Origin of the sequence: Actinophytocola glycyrrhizae (assembly GCF_042653545.1) — a bacterium.
In the GTDB taxonomy this organism is placed as follows: domain Bacteria; phylum Actinomycetota; class Actinomycetes; order Mycobacteriales; family Pseudonocardiaceae; genus Actinophytocola; species Actinophytocola glycyrrhizae.
Map to the genome: position 1 here is coordinate 1,082,264 of NZ_JBHSIS010000006.1, position 18,780 is coordinate 1,101,043.

The following is an 18,780-nucleotide window of genomic DNA, read 5'->3' on the forward strand; positions in this document are numbered from 1 at the left end:
ATATCCGCCCACAGAACCCCCGTCGACCGCATGTCTTCCGCCCATTCCCCTCGGCCTTCCCCCAGCTCCGTCCGTGACCCGGCGGACGCGCTCGGTAGCCGAGGATACGACACCCGGATGCCCGGCGTGCCCGCATCGGCCGCCAACCGCTCGGTCGGGTCAGTCCTCGTACTCGTCGTCGCCGATGACCTGCGGGGCGGTCAGTTCGTCGCTGCCGAAGGTCGCTTCCGCGTCGGTTTCGATGAGGATCTTCCGCTCGTGTTCGGTGTCCTCGTCGTCCTTGGTGCGGCCCGCACCCATGGGGGCGCCCAGCGGTCCCGCGGCGCCAGGGCGGGCGCCTGCCGCCTGCGCCGCCCTCCTGGCCGCGGCTTCCTCCGCTGCCGGTGCACCCGCCGCCGCGCCGGGGCCGGGAGCCGGTGCCGGACCGAAGCCCCGGGCCCCGCCGCCTGCGCCGCCACCTGGGCCGCCGCCACCTCGGAGACCGGTGCCGCCCTGGTGGCCGCCGTACGGCACGCCGCCCGCGTAGCCACCCGGGTCGGCTGGGACCGGGGACGGGCGGTTCACGGGCGGGTACGACGGCGGGTAGGAGTACGGCGGCTGGGGCGTCGGCCGGTGGTCGTTCGGGGTGGTCTGCCCTCCGCCGGCGGGAACCGTGCCGGGATGTCCGGTGCCCGGTGCGCCGGTGCCCGGGAAGCCGCCCGGGCCCGCGCCGTGGCCACCGGGGTCGCCGTGGTCGCGGGGACCGGTGGCGTCGTCGGGGCCGCCGCCGTTCCGTGGGCCGCTCGCGTCGCCGACCTCGATGGTGTCCGCGGGCGGGGTGACCGTGACAGTGCCGGTCGGGCGGTTCGTCGTGCCGTACTCCGACGGCATGTTCGTCTCGTTGTACGAGCTGGCGCCGTCGTACTCGCGGAACACGGCGAAGTTGTTCTGCGCGGCCGACTGGTAGTCCCTGGTCTCCTTGTCGATGTCGTTGTCGAACGGGAACGCGTCGTCCAGCGGGTTCTCCGGCGGGTTCTCCGGCACCGGCTCGACGCGGTTCGCCGCGTCGGTGAACGACCCGCTCTGCCTGCTCAGCAGGTCCTGCGACATCCGCAGCTGGTCGGCGCCCTTCAGCGCGTGCTCCGCGAGCGGGCTCGCCGCGCTGTAGGCCCGCCCGCCCGCCTCGCCCTGCCAGCCGGCCTGGATCGAGTTGGACAGCGACACGATCTGGTCGGCGCGCTGGTTCTCCCGTTCCATCTCGTGCCGGGTCGCGTCCTGCGCGAGGTCGAGGGAGTCCGCGCCGGGACCTTCGGTCAGCCACCGGTGGATGTCACCGGCGGTCACGAAGAACCCGTACTCGCTCATCACGCCCTCCCCTGCCTGCCAGTCACCCGGCGGCTGCGCTCGGTAGCCGAGGATACGACATACCCGGACCCGAGGTGACGACTTCGGGCAACCGGCATCATGGGGGCCATGGGCTCCGACCACATCTCCGAGCACGACCGGTTGGCCGAGTCGGAGGAGATGGGGTCGCCGTGGCGGTTCTGGGGCCCCTACCTCGCGGCGCGGCAATGGGGCACCGTGCGTGAGGACTACTCGCCGCACGGCGACGCCTGGGACTACTTCGCCTTCGACCACGCCCGGTCCAGGGCCTACCGGTGGGGCGAGGACGGCATCGCCGGGATCTGCGACCGGCACGGGTTCCTCAACTTCGCCGTCGCACTGTGGAACGGGCGCGACGAGATCCTCAAGGAGCGGTACTTCGGGCTCACCAACGGCGAGGGCAACCACGGCGAGGACGTCAAGGAGCACTGGTGGGTGCTCGACGGGACGCCGACGCACTCGTGGATGCGGGTCCTCTACCGGTACCCGCAGGCCGCGTTCCCCTACCAGGAGCTGCGGGCCCGCGCCGCGCAGGCACGCAGGGACGAGCGGGAGCCGGAGCTGGCCGACACCGGTGTGCTCGCGAGCAACCGGTTCTTCGACGTGCGGGTCACCTACGCGAAGGCGGCGCCGGAGGACATCTGCGTCGACATCACCGTCACCAACCAGGGACCGGACGCCGCGCCGCTGCACCTGCTGCCGCAGCTGTGGTTCCGCAACACCTGGTCGTGGGGCAGGGACGCGCGGCGGCCCGCGCTCATCGCGTCCACCGCCGACGGCTGGAACAGGGTGGTCGCCGAACACTCCCGCATCGGGCGGTACACGCTGCAGGCGAGCGGGTCGCCGACGATGCTCGTCACCGACAACGAGACCGACGAGGTCGCTCTGTTCGGCCGCGGCCGCAACCCCAGCCGGTACACCAAGGCCGGGATCGACGACCACGTCGTGCACGGGCTGGCCGACACGTGCCAGGTCGTCGGCCAGGGGACCGCGTCGCAGCCGGGGACGAAGGCCGCGGCCTGGTACCACTTCGAGTCCGTCGCGCCGGGCGAGTCGGTGTCGGTGCGGCTGCGGCTCATCGCGGGCGACGGGCACGGGCGGGCGTTCGGCAGCACGTTCCGGGACACGATGGCGGCGCGGGAACGGGAGGCCGACGAGTTCTACGGCACCGTCATCCCCAACCAGGACCCGCACGAGCGGGCGGTGGTGCGCAAGGCACTCGCCGGACTGCTGTGGACCAAGCAGATCTACCGGTTCCGGCTGCGGCACTGGCTGGAGGGCGACCCCGCCAACCCGCCGTCGCCGCCGGAGCGGACCCGGCCGGGTGCGCGGAACGTCCACTGGCGGCACCTCGACGTCGCCGACGTGCTCTCCATGCCGGACGAGTGGGAGTACCCGTGGTTCGCGGCGTGGGACCTCGCGTTCCACATGATCCCGTTCGCGATGGTCGACCCGGCGTTCGCGAAGGACCAGCTGCTGCTGATGTGCCGCGAGTGGATGATGCACCCGGACGGGCAGCTGCCCGCCTACGAGTGGGAGTTCGGCGACGTCAACCCGCCCGTCCACGCGTGGGCCGCGCTGCAGGTCTACTTCGCCGAGCAGCACCGCACGGGTGTCGGCGACCGGGTGTTCCTCGCTCGCGTGTTCCACAAGCTGCTGCTCAACTTCTCCTGGTGGGTCAACAGGAAGGACCCCGAGGGCAACTACCTGTTCGAGGGTGGCTTCCTCGGCATGGACAACATCGGGCCGGTGAACCGGTCGGAGCGGCTGCCGGAGGGGTGGCGGTTCGAGCAGTCCGACGCGACGTCGTGGATGGCGACCTACGCGCTGCACCTCATGCGGATCGCGCTGGAGCTGGCGCGGCACGACGAGGCGTACGAGGACGTCGCGACCAAGTTCGTCGAGCACTTCCTCTCGATCGCGCAGGTGTCGGCCAGGTTCGGGTCGGCGGCGCGCGGGATCTGGGACGAGCAGGACGGTTTCTGCTACGACCTGGTGTCCCGCACCCACGGCGACGGCTCGGTGGAGTCCTCGCCGGTGCGGGTGCGGTCGATGGTCGGGCTCATCCCGCTGCTGGCCACCGCCGAGCTCGAACCGTGGGTGTTCGACGAGCTGCCGCACTTCGCGGCGCGGTTGAACTACCTGCTGCACCACCAGCCCGAGTTCGGCCAGTTCATCACCTGGCGGGCAGGCGCGGACCGCAGCGCGCTGCTGTCGCTGCTGGACGAGGGCAAGCTGCGCCGCGTCCTCACCCGCATGCTCGACGAGGCCGAGTTCCTGTCCCCGCACGGCATCCGGTCGCTGTCGGCCGCGCACCGCGAGGGCATGGAGGTCGACGTCGCGGGTCAGCAGCACTGGCTCCGCTACGAACCCGGCGAGTCGCACACACCCATGTTCGGCGGCAACTCGAACTGGCGCGGCCCGGTCTGGTTCCCCACCAACGCCCTGCTGGTCCAGGCACTGCACACCATCGACGCGTTCCACCGCGGTGAGCTCGCGGTCGAGCTGCCGACCGGTTCCGGCGCGACCGTGCCGCTCGGTGCCGCCGCCGACGAGCTGGCAGGCAGGCTCGCCGGCCTGTTCCTGCCCGGCGCGGACGGCCGCAGGCCCGCGGACGGCAAGCGCGTCGAGGCCAGTGACTCGCCGTTGTGGACCGAGCACGTCACCTTCAACGAGTTCTTCGACGGCGACACCGGCGAGGGCCTCGGCGCCACCCACCAGACGGGCTGGACCGCCCTGGTCGCGGCCTTGATCACCGGGTGGCCGCGCGCATGGTGACACGTCCGTAACATGCCGGAGCTGTGCGCGGCGCATCCCAAATGGCAGGATGCGCTGAACTCAAGACCGCCAGTAAGGCTCGAGGAGTGACGACGTGTCCCGTACCCGCCTGTCCGCGCTGACCGTGTTGTGCACCGCAGCGACGTTGTTCGCCGCCGGTTGCGGCGCCACGACCGAGAACCCCGCCGACCAGGGCGGCGGCAACGGTGGGAGCGAGTGCACCCCTGGCGAGCCCTCGGACGTCGCCGACCCGGAGCCGCTCGAGGTGGACGTCGCCGCGGACAGCGCGCTGACCGGCCAGGTGCCCGAGAGCATCAAGGCCGACGGCAAGATCCTCATCGCCACCGACGCCTCGTACGCGCCCAACGAGTACACCCTCCCGGGCTCCGACGAGATCATCGGCATGGACGTCGACCTCGGCAAGGCGTTCGGCAAGGTCCTCGGCGTCGAGGTCGAGTTCGTCAACGCCTCCTTCGACGGCATCCTCGCCGGGCTCCAGGCCGGCCGCTACGAGCTCGGCATGTCGTCGTTCACCGACACCGAGGAGCGCGAGCAGACCGTCGACTTCGTGACCTACTTCGAGGCGGGCACGTCGACGATGGTCCGCAAGTGCAACCCGGAGAACATCCAGACCATCGAGGACCTGTGCGGCAAGACGGTCGGCGCCCAGAACGGCACCACCCAGCTCGACCAGCTCACCCAGCCCGACGTCGAGGGCTCGGTCGTCAAGGCGTGTGAGGACGCGGGCAAGGAGCCGCCGACCTCGCAGGGCTTCCCGAAGCAGACCGACGTCAACGCCGCGCTCGCCGCCAACCGGATCGACGCCTACATGGCCGACAGCCCGGTGGTCGACTACGCCGTGAAGAAGACGGGCAACGCCTTCGAGAAGGTCGGTGACGACACCGGCACCGCGCCCTACGGCATCGCCATCCCGAAGACCGCGGGCACCATGAAGGACGCCCTGCAGGCCGCGGTCCAGAAGCTCATCGACGACGGTGCGTACCAGGAGATCCTGGACAACTGGGGCGTCGGCGGCGGCGCCATCACCGAGGCCGAGATCAACGGGGCCATCTACTGAGCATGACCTCCCCCGACACCGACGAACGACCGGATCGGACCCCACCCGAGAAGATCGTGGCGGTGCCCGTGCGGCACCCCGGCCGCTGGGTCGCGGCCGCGGTGCTGCTCGTGTTCGTCGCGATGCTGGTCAACAGCCTGGTGACCAACCCAGCCTGGCGTTGGGACGTGGTGTGGCAGTTCCTGTTCTCCGAACGGGTCCTCCAGGGGCTGTGGTTGACCATCGAGCTGACCCTGCTCGCCATGGTCATCGGTGTGGTGCTGGGTGTCGTGGTGGCGGTCATGCGGTTGTCCCGCAACCCGATCGTCTCCACGGTCGCCTGGCTCTACGCCTGGTTCTTCCGGGGCACCCCCGTTCTGGTGCAGGTCATCTTCTGGTCGTTCATCGCGATCCTGTACCCGACGTTGTCGCTCGGGATCCCGTTCGGACCGGAGTTCGTCTACTTCGACTCGAACGTGCTCATCCCGATCTTCGCGGGCGCCGTGCTCGGGTTCGGGCTGAACGAGGCCGCCTACATGTCGGAGATCGTGCGGGCCGGCATCCTGTCCGTCGACCAGGGACAGACCGAGGCGGCCGAGGCGCTCGGCATGACCCGGATCAAGATCCTGCGCCGGATCGTGCTGCCGCAGGCCATGCGGGTGATCATCCCGCCGACCGGCAACGAGACCATCTCGATGCTCAAGACCACCTCGCTCGCGAGCGTGATCGCGGTCGGTGACCTGTTCACGCAGGTGCAGCTGATCTACGGCGGCAACCTCCAGCAGGTGCCGCTGCTCGTGGTGGCGAGCATCTGGTACCTGGTGCTGACCTCGCTGCTGTCGATCGCCCAGTACTTCATCGAACGCCGGTACTCCCGGGGCACGATCCCCGCCCGCCAGGGCGGGTTCCTCGGGCTGGGCCGGCCGAAAACGGGGCTGGCATGACCGAACCGACCAGCACGCCCATGGTCAAGTCGGAGGGCGTGCACAAGTACTTCGGGCGCATCGAGGTGCTCAAGGGCATCGACCTGGAGGTCATGCCCGGCGAGGTGATGTGCGTGATCGGCCCGTCCGGCTCGGGCAAGTCCACGTTCCTCCGCTGCATCAACCACCTCGAGAAGCTCACCGCGGGCAAGCTCTGGGTCGACGGCGAGCTCGTCGGCTACCGGCAGAAGGGCGACAAGCTCTACGAGCTACGGGACAACGAGGTGGCAGCGAAGCGCCGCGAGATCGGCATGGTCTTCCAGCGCTTCAACCTGTTCCCGCACATGACGGTGTGCGAGAACGTCATGGAGGCGCCGATCCAGGTCAAGGGCATCGCCAAGGCGGCGGCCAGGGAGCGCGCACTCGCCCTGCTCGACCGGGTCGGCCTCGCCGACAAGCCGAAGGCATACCCCCGTGAGCTGTCCGGCGGACAGCAGCAGCGCGTCGCGATCGCCAGGGCCCTGGCCATGGACCCCAAGCTGATGCTGTTCGACGAGCCGACGTCCGCGCTCGACCCCGAGCTGGTCGGCGACGTTCTCGCGGTCATGCGGCAGCTGGCCGAGGACGGCATGACCATGGTCGTGGTCACCCACGAGATGGGCTTCGCCAAGGAGGTCGGCGACTCGCTCGTGTTCATGGACGGCGGTGTGGTCGTCGAGCAGGGCAGCCCACGGGAGGTCATCAGCAACCCGCGGGAGGAGCGCACGAAGGCGTTCCTCGGGAAGGTGCTGACCTAGCGCCGCCGGGGGACGGGGACCCTTCCCGCACCCGGTGTGCAACGGTGGATCAGCAGGTTGCCACCGGGTGGGAACCGTGTGTGAGCACACCGCGTCGGAGTGTTGCGCCATGCATGTGTCGGGTACGAGGGGCCTCTGATGACTGAAGAGCCGCCTGGTCGCAGGCTGGATCCGTTCGACCCGCAACCGCCGGACTGGGCGCGGGTGCGGGCCGAGGAGATCGTCCGTCAGATCTTCGCCTTCGAACCCGGCCCCGCCGGCTGGGGCCCGGCGAGCGGCTGGGGACGCAGGCGGGCCACCACGCCGCCGGTGCTCCGGTTCTCCGACCGGCACATCGTCGGTGTGCTCGACCTGCGTGCCGTCGAGTTCCCGCACCTGCTCGAGTTCGTCCGCTGCCGGTTCGACGCGCCGCCGGACCTGCGGCAGACCAACCTCGCGGGCTGCGAGTTCGCGACCTGCAGGCTGCCGGGCCTCGAGGGCCGCAACCTCTACAGCGACAACGACCTGCGGTTCGTCGGCGGCACCCGCGTGGAGGGCCGGGTGGACCTCACCGACGCCGAGATCAGCGGTTCGCTCGAACTGACCGGTGCGAAGCTGGTCAACGCGGGCGGCTACGCGCTGCACGCCGACCGGCTGCAGCTCGCGGGCGCGCTCCTGGCCTCGAACATCGAGGTGCGTGGTCAGCTGCGGCTCCCCGGGCTGCGCACCGGCGGCAACGTCAACCTGTCCGGCGCCCTGCTCGACTGCCCGGAGGGGTACGCGCTGGACGGCAACGGCCTGCAGGTCGGCGGCAACCTGCAGTGCGTCCCGACCAGCAAGCGGCGGTTCACCGCCACCGGGCGGCTGTACCTGCCGAGCGCGCGGATCGACAGCGACTTCCTGCTGCGCGGCGCGCTGCTGCGGCCTGCGGACGAGGACTACAGCGACGGCGGCAACCAGCGGTTCTTCGACCAGCGCGCCACGCTGATCGCCGATCGGATGCAGGTCTCCGGCAACGTGGACCTCGACAAGGACTTCACCAGCACCGGCACGCTGCGGATCGTCAACGCGCGCATCGGCGGCTCGCTGCGGCTCTCCGGCGCCACCGTCGACATGTCCGACGGCGTGGAGCCGTTCGAGGAGCGGACCGGCAAGGTGGCCCCGGGGCCCTACCGGCACCGCGCGCTGCACCTCGACGGCACCGAGATCGACGGCGGCATCGACGCCAGGAACACCAGGATCGCCGGCCAGGTCCGCCTGGTCGACGTGAGCACCCGCGGCAGCGTCGTGCTGGACGGCTCGATCCTGAGCAACCGGCACGGTGACGTCGTCGAGGGCCGCCGGTTCACCACCGGCGGCAACCTCGACGCCAGGGGCGTCGTGGTGTTCGGGTCGGTCCTGCTGCCGGAGGCGGGCATCGGCGCCAACTTCGACCTGCGTGCCTCCCGCCTCGTGAGCCCTGGCCGGTACCGGCGCGACCAGTCCCAGAAACCGTCAGTCGACCTGCGGGTCGCCCAGATCGGCCGGGACCTCGTGTGCGCGCGGGGCGGGGACCAGCCGTTCTCCGCGCACGGCGAGATCCGGATCCGGCGGGCGGAGATCGGCAGGCAGACCAACTTCCAGGGCGCGGAGCTCGGCTCCAAGCTCAACGTCACCGCCATCAACGCCTACGGGCTCATCACCCAGGAGCTGCGGGTCGACGTGGCCGCCGCGCCGCGCGGGCACGTGAACCTGCGGCACGCCCGCTGCGCGAACCTCGCGGACAACGACAAGTTCTGGGACGCCAGCGGGCACATCGCCCTGCACGACTTCCGCTACGACGCGCTCGCCGAGCCGATCGAGCTGGACGACGACGCGCAGGTCAAGCACCGGCTCAGGCTGCTGCGCAACGCCATGGGCGACATCTACCGGCCGGGTCCCTACGACCAGTTCGCCACCATGCTGCGCGCGAGCGGCAACGAGGAGCACGCCTCGACCGTGCTCATCGACAAGCAGCGGTGGCGGTACGCGGCGCTCGCCGAGGGCTACCGCCTGCTCGGGTTCCCGGTGGTGCTGTGGAGCTGGCTGCAGCGGTGGATGGTCGGCTACGGCTACCGGCCGATGCGCGCCCTGCTGTGGCTGGTCGCGCTGCTGGTCGCGGGCTCGGTCTGGTTCTCGCTGCAACCGGAGCCCGCCGAGTCCAACTCCGACGACAAGCTCGTGTGGAACCCGGTCCTGTTCACGATCGACCAGCTGGTCCCGATCGTCGACTTCGGCCACAAGAACAAGTGGCACTTCGACGGGCCGTCGCAGTGGATCACGGCCGGGCTGGTGGCGTCGGGCTGGATACTCGCGACGACCGTCGCGGCCGGCATCACGCGGATGCTGCGCAGGTCGTCGACCTAGACGATTGATTCCGTGAAGATCATGTGAAGTGGCTTGGCGTCCGGACCCGTCATCAGGGCCGATGGCGTGTTCACGGCACAACGAGTGCCGTGAATGGGCCGTTCAGGGCGCCCAGCGCCCTGAACGCGCCTTTCAGGGCATTACCACGCCGTCAACGCGGTCGACGGGATGGCAGGCAGACCCGAACCCCCCCGAGACCTGCCCGTCCGGCGAGGACAGAACCCACGACACCAACCGCAGCCAGCACACCCGACCGGAATCAATCATCTAGGCGCTGGGCGCAGTTTCGTATCATGACCTCATCGTCGGCACCGCGACCGGTCCGGCACACCCCCGACCCGTACGAATGGGCCGTTCGTCCGGACTCGTGCCGAGGTTGGAGGCGGCACGCGGTTGGTGCCGGGTCGGCGGTTACCATTCCTCGGTGCCAGAACTCAAACTCGAGATCCAGATGCTGCACGACAGGGTGCTCGTGCAGCTCACTCCCGAGGAGGGGGAACGGCGCAGCACCGGCGGCATCGTCATCCCGGCGACCGCGCAGATGGCACGACGCCTGGCCTGGGGCGACGTGCTCGGGGTCGGCACGAACGTGCGTAACGTCAAGGTCGGCGATCGGGTCTTGTTCAACCCCGAGGACCAGCTCGAGGTCGAGGTACAGGGGCAGACATACCTGGTGATCCGCGAGCGCGACCTGCACGCCATCGCCAGCGAGCGGATCGAACACGGCACGGGTTTATATCTCTAGGGGAAGGCAAGTCGTGGAGCACCAATGGCCGGAGTCGCACGCCGAGCAGACGGACGTGCTCACACCGATCACGCGCACCCCTGGTGACGAGCCGACAGTCAAGATCCAGGCACCTGGGCAGCCTGCGGGCGGGGAGCCGGGCGCCAAGGGCAAGCGGCTGCGCAGGGCGGGCATCATCGCCGGGGCGGTGTTCGGCGCACTGGTCGTGCTGTACGGCGTCGACCTGCTGATGACCAGCGGCGAGGTGCCGCGTGGCGTCACCGTGGCCGGGGTCGACGTCGGTGGCCAGTCGCACGCCGACGCGGAGCGGGTCCTGCGCGGCGAGATCGAGCCCCGTCTCGGGGAGCCGGTGAAGCTGCGCGGCGGTGACGTGGACGCGACTGTCGACCCGGCCGACGCGGGCCTGACCATCGACTGGGCGGCGACCCTGTCCCACACGGGCGAGCAGCCGCTGAACCCGATCACCCGCCTGATGTCCTTCTTCGGCACCGAGGAGAAGGGCGTCGTCACGACAACGGACGACAAGAAGCTGGACGCCGCGATCGAGGCGCTGCGGCCGAAGATCGACCGCGAGCCCGCGGAGGGCACGGTCCGGTTCGAGGGGGTCGAACCGGTCGCGGTGGACCCGAAGCCCGGCCAGAAGCTCGACGCGGCGGGTGCCCGCCAGGCGCTCGTCGACCAGTGGGCGAGCGGCGAGCAGGTCGAGCTGCCGGTGGCCATCACCGAGGTCAAGACGACCGCGGCGGGCGTGAAGAAGGCGGTCGAGGAGATCGCGAAGCCCGCGGTGGCCGCGCCGGTGGTCGTCCACGGCGAGGGCAAGGACGCGACGATCGAACCCGCGGTGATCGCGGGCTCGCTGGTGTTCAAACCGGCCGACGACGGCGGGCTGACGGCAAGCATCGACCAGAAGAAGCTGGTCGGCGCGGTCGGCCCGCAGCTCGCGTCCACCGAGGTCGAGGGCAAGGACGCGCAGATCGTGTTCTCGTCCGGCACGCCGTCGGTCGAGCCGTCGGTCGACGGCAAGGGCGTCGACTGGGCCAAGACGCTGACGCCGGTCATGGACGTGCTGAAGAAGACCGACGGGCGTGAGCTGAAGGCCGAGTACGCGCCGAAGCCCGCGAAGGTGACCACCGACGACGCGAACAAGCTCGGCATCAAGGAGGTCATCGGCGAGTTCACCACCAAGGGGTTCGCCTCGGACTCCGGTGTCAACATCCGCACGGTGGCCGCCGAGGTCGACGGCGCGATCGTGAAGCCGGGCGACACGTTCAGCCTCAACGGGTACACCGGGCCGAGGACCAAGGCGCAGGGCTACGTCGAGGCAGGCGTGATCAAGGAGGGCGCACCCGGCCGCGAGGTCGGCGGCGGCATCTCCCAGTTCGCCACGACGCTGTACAACGCGGCGTACTTCGCGGCCATGAAGGACGCCGGGCACAGGGAGCACAGCTACTACATCAGCCGCTACCCGGCGGCGCGTGAGGCGACCGTGTTCCAGAACCACGACGGCAGCAGCGTCATCGACCTGAAGTTCACCAACGACTCGGACACCGGGGTGGCCATCCAGACGATCTGGACGTCGTCCTCGATCACCGTGAAGCTGTGGGGGACGAAGAAGTACGAGGTCGAGTCGGTGACCGGTGGGCGGACGAACCACACCGAGCCCCACGAGAAGCAGGGGCCCGAGGAGAACTGCCACCCCAGCAACGGCGCGCCCGGCTTCACCACCACCGACACCCGGATCATCCGGGAGGTCGGCAGCGGGCGGGAGGTTTCCCGGAACACCCGGACGGTGAAGTACAACCCGCAGCCGAAGATCGTCTGCACGCCACCGCCCGCGACGCCGGGCGGGTGAGACCAGGTCGACCTGAGGCAACGCCGAGGGCCTCCGGAAGCGGTTCTTCCGGAGGCCCTCGGTCTGGTTGCCCGTTGTCTTCGTGTCAGGCGTGGGTGCGAGCCCTCGGGTAGAAGGCCGCCGCCAGGGTTACGGCCACCACCGCGGCGATGATCTGGAAGATGTGGCGCCACCAGTCGATGCCTGAGGTGTCCCGCACGCCGACCCAGCCGGCGATCAGGTTGCCTACCAGTGCGCCGACGATGCCTGCCAGGATCGTCAGCCAGAACGGGATCTTCTGCTCACCTGGAGCCAGAAGCCGTCCGAGGATGCCCAGGACGATACCCGCGATGAGAAGGCCGATGATTGCGCTCACTGACCACATGACTGCTCCTCAGCAAGACGGTTCATGGGTCAGCAGTACCACCGATCGCCGGTTGTCACACTTCGATCGTGACCTGGCCGTTTCCTGTGCCCCTGAAACGACACCAGCCGCGGGTCGCTCCGGGCCCGCGGCTGGTGGGTGTCGGTCAGGTGCTCAGAAGGCCGACTCGTCGATCTCCATCAGCGAGTTGTCCGCCGCCTCGACGATCCTGCGGCCCGCGGACAGCTCCGGCAGGACGTTCTTCGCGAAGAACGTCGCCACCGCGATCTTGCCCTCGTAGAAGGCCTTGTCCTTCTCCGCCGCGCCCTCGTCGAGGCGGGCGATCGCGATCTCGGCCTGGCGCTGCAGCAGCCAGCCGATCACCAGGTCGCCCACCGCCATCAGCAGCCGCACGCTGTGCTGGCCGACCTTGTAGACGCTGGCCGCCTCGTTCTGGGAGGCCGTCAGGTAGCCGATCAGGGAGCCGAGCATGCCCTGCACGTCCTCCAGGGCCTGCTTCAGCAGCTGGCGGCACTCCTTGAGCCTGCCGTTGCCGCCCTCCGACTCGATGAACTTCGTGATCTCGCCCGCCACGTGGGTCAGTGCGACGCCCTTGTCGCGGACGATCTTGCGGAAGAAGAAGTCCATCGACTGGATCGCCGTGGTGCCCTCGTACAGGGAGTCGATCTTCGAGTCGCGGATGTACTGCTCGATCGGGTAGTCCTGCAGGAAGCCGGAGCCGCCGAGGGTCTGCAGCGACTGGGCCAGCTGCTCGTACGCCCGCTCCGAGCCGACACCCTTGACGATCGGCAGCAGCAGGTCGTTGACCCGCTCGGCGAGCTGGCGGGACTCCTCGTCGCCCTCGCCGGTCCACGCCTGGTCCTGGAACGTCGCCGTGTACAGGTACACGGCACGCAGGCCCTCCGCGTACGCCTTCTGCAGCATCAGGCTGCGCCGGACGTCGGGGTGCCGGGTGATGGCCACACGCGGCGCCGTCTTGTCCAGCATCTGCGTCAGGTCGGCGCCCTGCACCCGCTCCTTCGCGAACTCCAGCGCGTTCAGGTAGCCCGTGGACAGCGTCGCGATGGCCTTCGTGCCCACCATCATGCGGGCGTACTCGATGACCTGGAACATCTGCGCGATGCCGTGGTGCACCTCGCCGACCAGCCAGCCCTTGGCGGGCGTGCCGTGCTGGCCGAGCGTCAGCTCGCACGTCGTGGACGCCTTGATGCCCATCTTGTGCTCGATGTTCGTGACGAAGGCGCCGTTGCGCTCGCCCAGCTCGCCCGTCTCGCTGTCGAAGTGGAACTTCGGGACCACGTACATCGACAGGCCCTTGGTGCCGGGGCCCGCGCCCTCGGGGCGCGCCAGCACCAGGTGGATGATGTTCTCGGTCAAATCGTGCTCGCCGGAGGTGATGAACCGCTTCACGCCGTCGAGGTGCCAGGAGCCGTCCTCCTGCCTGACCGCCTTCGTGCGGCCCGCGCCCACGTCGGAGCCCGCGTCGGGCTCGGTCAGCACCATCGTGGCGCCCCAGCCGCGGTCGATCATGAACTGGGCCCAGCGCTTCTGCTCGTCCGTACCGTTGCGGTGCAGCACCTGCGCCATGTTCGGGCCGGACATGTACATGAACAGCGGCGGGTTCGCGCCCAGCATCAGCTCGGCGGCCGCCCACTGGACCGTCGGGGGCAGGCCGAGGCCACCGAGGTCGTCGGCGAGGCCGAGGCGCCACCAGTCGCCGTCCCACATCAGCTGGTAGGCCTTCTTGAACGACTCGGGCAGCTTCGCGGAGAACGTCTTCGGGTCGTAGGTCGGCGGGTTGCGGTCCGCCTCCACGAACGACTCGGCCAGTGGGCCCGTGGCCAGCCGGTTCAGCTCGGCCAGCACACCGCGCGCGGTTTCCTCGTCGGACTCGGCGAGGACACCCTTGCCCAGCCGGTCCTGGACCTTGAACACCTCGAACAGGTTGAACTCGAGGTCGCGGACGTTGCTCTTGTAGTGGCCCATCTCGTGGCTCCCTGGTCGTCGCGGTTCCGCGAACGCTTCGCTGTTACGCCGCGCCAGCACCGCGTGGCGCTACCCGTCGGTAACATCAGGGTATTACCAGCGAGTAGAGCACGGCAAGGACAGCACTCAAGAAGGTGACTTCGCGCAGGTCACGGCGGTGTAAGTCATCTCACGCGGACGTCGCTGCCGCCCCGCGCGCGGGGCACGGCGCCGTCGAGCGTGAGCACACCGGAACGGAACGCGACGGCCACCGCGTGGGTGCGGTCCCGCGACGCGAGCTTGCGCAGGATGCTCTTCACGTGCGTCCTGACGGTCTCCACGGACACGAAGAGCACGTTCGCGATCGCCTGGTTCTCCAGCCCGTCCGCGATCAACTGGAGCACCTGGTGCTCACGCTGGGACAGCGGCTGGCGGACACCGTTCACGCGGCGGGAACCCGTGACGGGGGCCGCGAGCAGGGCGGCGAGCGCGGCGTCGAGGTAGCGGCCGTCGGAGTGCACCGCCTGGATGGCCTTCACGAGCTGCGGCGGCTGCGCGGAGCGGAGAACGACCCCGCCGACCCCGGCGGCGACGGCGCCGGCGATGTACTGCGTGGTCCTGTGCGCCTCGTCGACCAGCAGGAGGACCCCCAGGTTGGGGTTGCCCGAGAGCAGGTGGCTCAGCTGACCCCTGGAGTCGAGCCCGGAGTCGACCACCACGACGTCGGGCCGCAGCCGTTCACACAACCGCAGCCCGACCGACGGGTTCTCGGCGGCGCCGACCCAGCGCAGCCCCGGCGTCCGGTGCACGAGCGCGGACAGCCCTTCGCGGACGAGCGGGGTGCCGTCGATGAGCGCGACGCCGACGGCGGCGCCGTTCGCCGGACGCCCCGGCGACAGGTTGGTGTTCGGCGGCATCTCGTCGTCCTCCCGGCTGGTACTGCTCCCGGCACAGGGACGACCCAGTACGGACGGCGTGACGCGCTTCGTGAGTTTGTTCTCACGTTCTACTCTGGATAGCGAACGCTTAGCACTCCACGGGTTCGCGGCGCTACTGTTAGTGGCACTGTGGAGTCCGAGATCGAGCGCAACGCCCAAGACTGGTTCAGGTTCATGGTCGACACGAACCTGGCCCCGGGCTTACGCGCGCTCGGCTTCTTCGGCGTCGGCCGCCGCTTCCGCATCGAGGGCCCCCACCACTGGGGCGAGGTCGCGGTGGAACAGGCCCGTTCGTTCACCGCACGCGCCGTCCGCTTCACCCTGCACATCGGCGTCATGTCCCGCGACGAGTGGGCGGAGCAACTGCGCGTACGCCCGTACTACCCGGCGAGCGAGGCCGCGAAGGCACAGTGGATGGGCTGGCAGGCCCCGATCGGCGAGGTCGTCGAGGTGGGCGGCTTCCCCATCGGCGAACTCTGGTGGGAACTGGAGGTGGGCCGCCCGTTCCAGTCCCTGGCAAGGGAAGTACTGACCACGGTCCGCGAGTACGGCCTCCCCGCCATGCACGAACACATGAAGGCCTGAGCAGAGCACCAATCCGGATCGAGCGAAACCCGCTGCGCCGAGCAGGACTGACGTCGGGCTCGATCAAAACCACGTTGGCTCGATCAATAACCACACCGGGCTCGACCAAACCACACCAGCTCGATCAAAAAGACCACGCTGGGTCGAGAGCAACCGCACCGTGGGGGTCTGGGGGCTCGCCCCCCAGAAGATACGGCGAGCGGAAAGGCCCACGCTCTCCGTGGGCATACGCACGCCACCGCGAGCGGATGACGGGAATCGAACCCGCGTTCTCAGCTTGGGAAGCTGATGTTCTACCATTGAACTACATCCGCAGAGTGCTGATGAGCTTACACAGTCCGGTGCTCGCTAGGGTGGGCGGGTGTTGTTGAGTGATGGAGATCTACGCAAGGAACTGGCCGCTGGGCGGCTCGGGTTGGATCCTCTCGACGAGGCGATGATCCAGCCGTCGAGTGTCGATGTGCGGTTGGACCGGTTCTTCCGGGTTTTCAACAACACCAGGTACACGCACATCGATCCTCGGCAGCAGCAGGACGACCTCACGACGATGGTCGAGGCCGACGGTGACGAGCCGTTCGTGTTGCATCCCGGGGAGTTCGTGCTCGGGTCGACGTTCGAGTCGGTGAACCTGCCGGACGATCTCGCCGGGCGGCTCGAGGGCAAGTCTTCGTTGGGGCGGCTCGGTCTGCTCACGCATTCGACGGCCGGGTTCATCGATCCCGGGTTCACCGGGCACATCACGCTGGAACTGAGCAACGTGGCGAACCTGCCGATCACGTTGTGGCCCGGGATGAAGATCGGGCAGCTTTGCCTTTTCCGGCTCACCAGCCCGGCCGAGCACCCGTACGGTTCCGATGCCGCCGGGTCCCGCTACCAGGGGCAGCGCGGTCCGACGCCGTCACGGGCGTACCTCAACTTCCACCGCGTCGACACGCGCCGCTGACTCGCCTGCCACCGGTGTCAGTGCGGCGCCCGCCGCTGGGAAGAGCGCGGCGACGCCCAGTGCCAGTGGGTAGCCGAACGCGGTGATCAGCGCACTGAACAGCGGCGCCGCTGCCATGGCCGCGATGTTCTGGCCGGTGTTCTGCACCCCCAGCGCGCGGCCTGCCCAGAACGGGCCCGCCAGTTCCGCGGTGGCCGTGAAGCCGAGGCCGTTGTCGGTCACCGACACCACCATGGCGGCGAGCAGCGCGGCGATCGCGAGCCACGGCAGGTCCAGCGCGTCGCCGACGCCCCACAGGACGGTCGTCGCCAGCGCGGCCAGTGCGATGCGCCGCATCGGGCCCATGCGGCTGCCCGCGCGGTCGGACCACACACCGGCCAGGATCCGGCCCGCGGCGCCGGCCACCTGCACGATCGCGACGAGCCTGCCCGCCGCGACCGGGCTCCAGCCGTGGGTCGACACGAGGTAGGTCACGGCGAAGGTCGCCGACACGAACTGGGGCACCACCAGCATGGAGCTGGCCGTGTGCAGGCGGATCAGGGTGGTGGCCCTCGCGCCGGTGTACGGGGACGTCGCCGCCGCCACCGTGCGTTCCGGCCGTGGTGGGTCGACGACCACGAACCACACCAGCACCGCCGACAGCAGGCACAGCACGGCGGGCAGTGCCACGGCCGTCGCGATGTCGAAGTGGTGGGCCAGTGGCGGCAGGGACGCCGCCGCGATGCCGACACCGACGGGCTGGGACGTCTGCCGGATGCCCATGGCCAGGCCGCGTTCCCGTGCGCTGAACCAGCCGAGCACGACACGTCCGCTCGCCGCGTTCACCGACGCCGAGCACGCGCCCGCGAGCAGCAGCCCGAGGCCGAACAGCACCAACCCTGGCAGGGCCAGGCTCACGAGCAGCAGCACGCCGGTGAGGGTGAGACCGGCCGCCATCACGACCTGTTCGCCGAACCGGTCGGCGGCCGCGCCCCACGCGATCAGCGCGAGCAGCAGGCCGAGCAGCGGCGCCGAGATCAGGACGCTCGCCGAGGTCAGGGACAGCCCGTGGTCGGTCTGGAGCGCCGGGATGAGGAACGGGAGACCGTAGAGGAAGCTCGACGTGGTCGCCTGCGCGGTCAGGCCGGTGGCGAGGATGAACCAGCGTCGCATGCACGGCACCGTAACGCCGTTCTCCTGAATGTTGGGACGATATTCCCGGTGATTGGGACAGCGGCTGGGGGTGGCCCCAGGGTCGACTCGGGGGCGTCCCGGATGTCCCCGGCCTCCGTCGGGCCATAACTTCCTGGTGACACAGGAAAGCTGAGTGGAGGCGGGGCAATGCGGATCAGGCACGTGGTGGCGGGGATCACCGTGGTGGCTGGAGGACTGCTGCTGACGGGCTGCGTGCGGTTCGGCCACGACGTGGTCAACGACCAGGCGACCATCGGCGAGGCGATCACCGAGGTGCGGTTCGCCAACGACTCCGGGGACGTGCGGATCACCGTGGGCGACACCACCGAGGTGCGGCGTACGGTCAGGTATGACGGGGAGCAGCCGGGCGTGACCCACCGGGTCGACGGCAGCGCGCTGATCGTCGACGCGTGCCCGATCGGGGACTGCTCGATCGACTACGAGCTGACCGTGCCCGCGGGCGCCAGGATCAGCGGGCACGTCGACTCCGGCGACATCGAGCTCACCGGGGTGGCGAGCGCGAACGTCGAGTCCGAGTCCGGCGGGATCACGGTGCGGGACGTGGACGGCGAGGTGAACGCCTCCGTGCAGTCCGGCAACGTCGAGCTCACCGGCATCGGGGGTGCGGTGGTCGCGACCGCCGAGTCCGGCGACGTGCAGGTGGGCCTGGTCGCGAAGCAGGGCGTCTCCGTCGAGACGCAGAGCGGCAACATCGACGTCTCGGTGCCCGCCGGGAAGTACGACGTCACGGCGTCGACGGAGAGCGGGAACCTGGACAACTCCGTCGGCGACGACCCGTCCGGGCTGCCGATCGAGGCGCGGGCGCAGAGCGGCAACGTGACGATCAGCGCGACCTAGACGAATGCCCTGAAAGGCGCGTTCAGTCGTCGGTGTCCTCTGGCGAGGACGTCCTGCTGGGGGTGAAAATCTTGTC

The 18,780-nt window shown here is 69.6% G+C and carries 15 protein-coding genes and 1 tRNA gene; 10 read left to right on the forward strand and 6 right to left on the reverse strand.

The window, feature by feature from the left end; genetic code table 11:
* Positions 1 to 159: 159 nt before the first annotated feature.
* Positions 160 to 1,344 (reverse strand): hypothetical protein, encoded by a 1,185-nt coding sequence (locus ACFPCV_RS15880; protein ID WP_378056895.1) that lies wholly within the window; start codon positions 1,342 to 1,344, stop codon positions 160 to 162.
* 108 nt (positions 1,345 to 1,452) lie between these two features.
* On the opposite strand from ACFPCV_RS15880, the gene ACFPCV_RS15885 reads away from it, so the two are divergent.
* The 7 genes from ACFPCV_RS15885 to ACFPCV_RS15915 all read left to right on the forward strand — a co-directional run bounded on the left by ACFPCV_RS15885 (position 1,453) and on the right by ACFPCV_RS15915 (position 11,878).
* A complete protein-coding gene (locus tag ACFPCV_RS15885; protein ID WP_378056896.1) occupies positions 1,453 to 4,140 on the forward strand; it encodes an MGH1-like glycoside hydrolase domain-containing protein in 2,688 nt (895 codons plus the stop codon).
* Between the two features lie 94 nt (positions 4,141 to 4,234).
* Positions 4,235 to 5,218, forward strand: coding sequence for an ABC transporter substrate-binding protein (locus ACFPCV_RS15890; protein WP_378056897.1), 984 nt, complete (start codon positions 4,235 to 4,237; stop codon positions 5,216 to 5,218).
* 2 nt (positions 5,219 to 5,220) lie between these two features.
* Positions 5,221 to 6,141, forward strand: coding sequence for an amino acid ABC transporter permease (locus ACFPCV_RS15895; protein WP_378056898.1), 921 nt, complete (start codon positions 5,221 to 5,223; stop codon positions 6,139 to 6,141).
* Complete coding sequence (locus ACFPCV_RS15900; protein ID WP_378056899.1) at positions 6,138 to 6,917, forward strand: amino acid ABC transporter ATP-binding protein; 780 nt, start codon at positions 6,138 to 6,140, stop codon at positions 6,915 to 6,917. Before ACFPCV_RS15895 ends, ACFPCV_RS15900 begins: the two co-directional genes overlap by 4 nt.
* A gap of 138 nt (positions 6,918 to 7,055) precedes the next feature.
* On the forward strand, positions 7,056 to 9,281 hold the full coding sequence (locus tag ACFPCV_RS15905) for a translocation/assembly module TamB domain-containing protein (protein ID WP_378056900.1): 2,226 nt from the start codon (positions 7,056 to 7,058) through the stop codon (positions 9,279 to 9,281).
* 451 nt (positions 9,282 to 9,732) lie between these two features.
* Positions 9,733 to 10,026: a GroES family chaperonin gene (locus tag ACFPCV_RS15910; RefSeq protein ID WP_378056955.1), complete on the forward strand. Its 294-nt coding sequence runs from the start codon at positions 9,733 to 9,735 to the stop codon at positions 10,024 to 10,026.
* 13 nt (positions 10,027 to 10,039) lie between these two features.
* Positions 10,040 to 11,878, forward strand: coding sequence for a VanW family protein (locus tag ACFPCV_RS15915; RefSeq protein ID WP_378056901.1), 1,839 nt, complete (start codon positions 10,040 to 10,042; stop codon positions 11,876 to 11,878).
* An 85-nt stretch (positions 11,879 to 11,963) separates the two neighbouring features.
* On the opposite strand, the gene ACFPCV_RS15920 is transcribed toward ACFPCV_RS15915, so the two are convergent.
* From ACFPCV_RS15920 to ACFPCV_RS15930, 3 genes are all read right to left on the reverse strand, one after another.
* The gene (locus ACFPCV_RS15920) at positions 11,964 to 12,233 is read right to left on the reverse strand and encodes a GlsB/YeaQ/YmgE family stress response membrane protein (protein WP_378056902.1); all 270 of its coding nucleotides are present in this window, start codon (positions 12,231 to 12,233) and stop codon (positions 11,964 to 11,966) included.
* Positions 12,234 to 12,395: 162 nt separating this feature from the next.
* A complete protein-coding gene (locus ACFPCV_RS15925; protein ID WP_378056903.1) occupies positions 12,396 to 14,228 on the reverse strand; it encodes an acyl-CoA dehydrogenase in 1,833 nt (610 codons plus the stop codon).
* Between the two features lie 164 nt (positions 14,229 to 14,392).
* Positions 14,393 to 15,124, reverse strand: coding sequence for a response regulator transcription factor (locus tag ACFPCV_RS15930; RefSeq protein ID WP_378056904.1), 732 nt, complete (start codon positions 15,122 to 15,124; stop codon positions 14,393 to 14,395).
* 195 nt (positions 15,125 to 15,319) lie between these two features.
* On the opposite strand from ACFPCV_RS15930, the gene ACFPCV_RS15935 reads away from it, so the two are divergent.
* Positions 15,320 to 15,730, forward strand: a complete 411-nt coding sequence (locus ACFPCV_RS15935; RefSeq protein ID WP_378056905.1) for a DUF4304 domain-containing protein — start codon at positions 15,320 to 15,322, stop codon at positions 15,728 to 15,730.
* 243 nt (positions 15,731 to 15,973) lie between these two features.
* Here the strand turns inward: ACFPCV_RS15935 and ACFPCV_RS15940 are convergent.
* Positions 15,974 to 16,044, reverse strand: a tRNA-Gly gene (locus ACFPCV_RS15940).
* Positions 16,045 to 16,091: 47 nt separating this feature from the next.
* Here ACFPCV_RS15940 and dcd point away from each other — a divergent pair.
* Entirely contained in the window at positions 16,092 to 16,673 is a 582-nt protein-coding gene (dcd, locus tag ACFPCV_RS15945) for a dCTP deaminase (RefSeq protein ID WP_378056906.1), read from the forward strand.
* Here dcd and ACFPCV_RS15950 read toward each other — a convergent pair.
* A complete protein-coding gene (locus tag ACFPCV_RS15950) occupies positions 16,629 to 17,825 on the reverse strand; it encodes an MFS transporter (protein ID WP_378056907.1) in 1,197 nt (398 codons plus the stop codon). The two genes, dcd and ACFPCV_RS15950, sit on opposite strands and share 45 nt — an antisense overlap.
* A 168-nt stretch (positions 17,826 to 17,993) precedes the next feature.
* On the opposite strand from ACFPCV_RS15950, the gene ACFPCV_RS15955 reads away from it, so the two are divergent.
* The gene (locus ACFPCV_RS15955; protein WP_378056908.1) at positions 17,994 to 18,704 is read left to right on the forward strand and encodes a DUF4097 family beta strand repeat-containing protein; all 711 of its coding nucleotides are present in this window, start codon (positions 17,994 to 17,996) and stop codon (positions 18,702 to 18,704) included.
* Positions 18,705 to 18,780: the final 76 nt, after the last annotated feature.

Excerpts from the sequence above, each read along its gene's own strand:
- ACFPCV_RS15880 (WP_378056895.1), bottom strand. The coding sequence starts at position 1,344 with ATGAGCGAGTACGGGTTCTTCGTGACCGCCGGTGACATCCACCGGTGG.
- ACFPCV_RS15885 (WP_378056896.1), top strand. The coding sequence starts at position 1,453 with ATGGGCTCCGACCACATCTCCGAGCACGACCGGTTGGCCGAGTCGGAG.
- ACFPCV_RS15895 (WP_378056898.1), top strand. The coding sequence starts at position 5,221 with ATGACCTCCCCCGACACCGACGAACGACCGGATCGGACCCCACCCGAG.
- ACFPCV_RS15900 (WP_378056899.1), top strand. The coding sequence starts at position 6,138 with ATGACCGAACCGACCAGCACGCCCATGGTCAAGTCGGAGGGCGTGCAC.
- ACFPCV_RS15905 (WP_378056900.1), top strand. The coding sequence starts at position 7,056 with ATGACTGAAGAGCCGCCTGGTCGCAGGCTGGATCCGTTCGACCCGCAA.
- ACFPCV_RS15910 (WP_378056955.1), top strand. The coding sequence starts at position 9,733 with ATGCTGCACGACAGGGTGCTCGTGCAGCTCACTCCCGAGGAGGGGGAA.
- ACFPCV_RS15925 (WP_378056903.1), bottom strand. The coding sequence starts at position 14,228 with ATGGGCCACTACAAGAGCAACGTCCGCGACCTCGAGTTCAACCTGTTC.
- ACFPCV_RS15930 (WP_378056904.1), bottom strand. The coding sequence starts at position 15,124 with ATGCCGCCGAACACCAACCTGTCGCCGGGGCGTCCGGCGAACGGCGCC.
- ACFPCV_RS15935 (WP_378056905.1), top strand. The coding sequence starts at position 15,320 with ATGGTCGACACGAACCTGGCCCCGGGCTTACGCGCGCTCGGCTTCTTC.
- ACFPCV_RS15950 (WP_378056907.1), bottom strand. The coding sequence starts at position 17,825 with ATGCGACGCTGGTTCATCCTCGCCACCGGCCTGACCGCGCAGGCGACC.
- ACFPCV_RS15955 (WP_378056908.1), top strand. The coding sequence starts at position 17,994 with ATGCGGATCAGGCACGTGGTGGCGGGGATCACCGTGGTGGCTGGAGGA.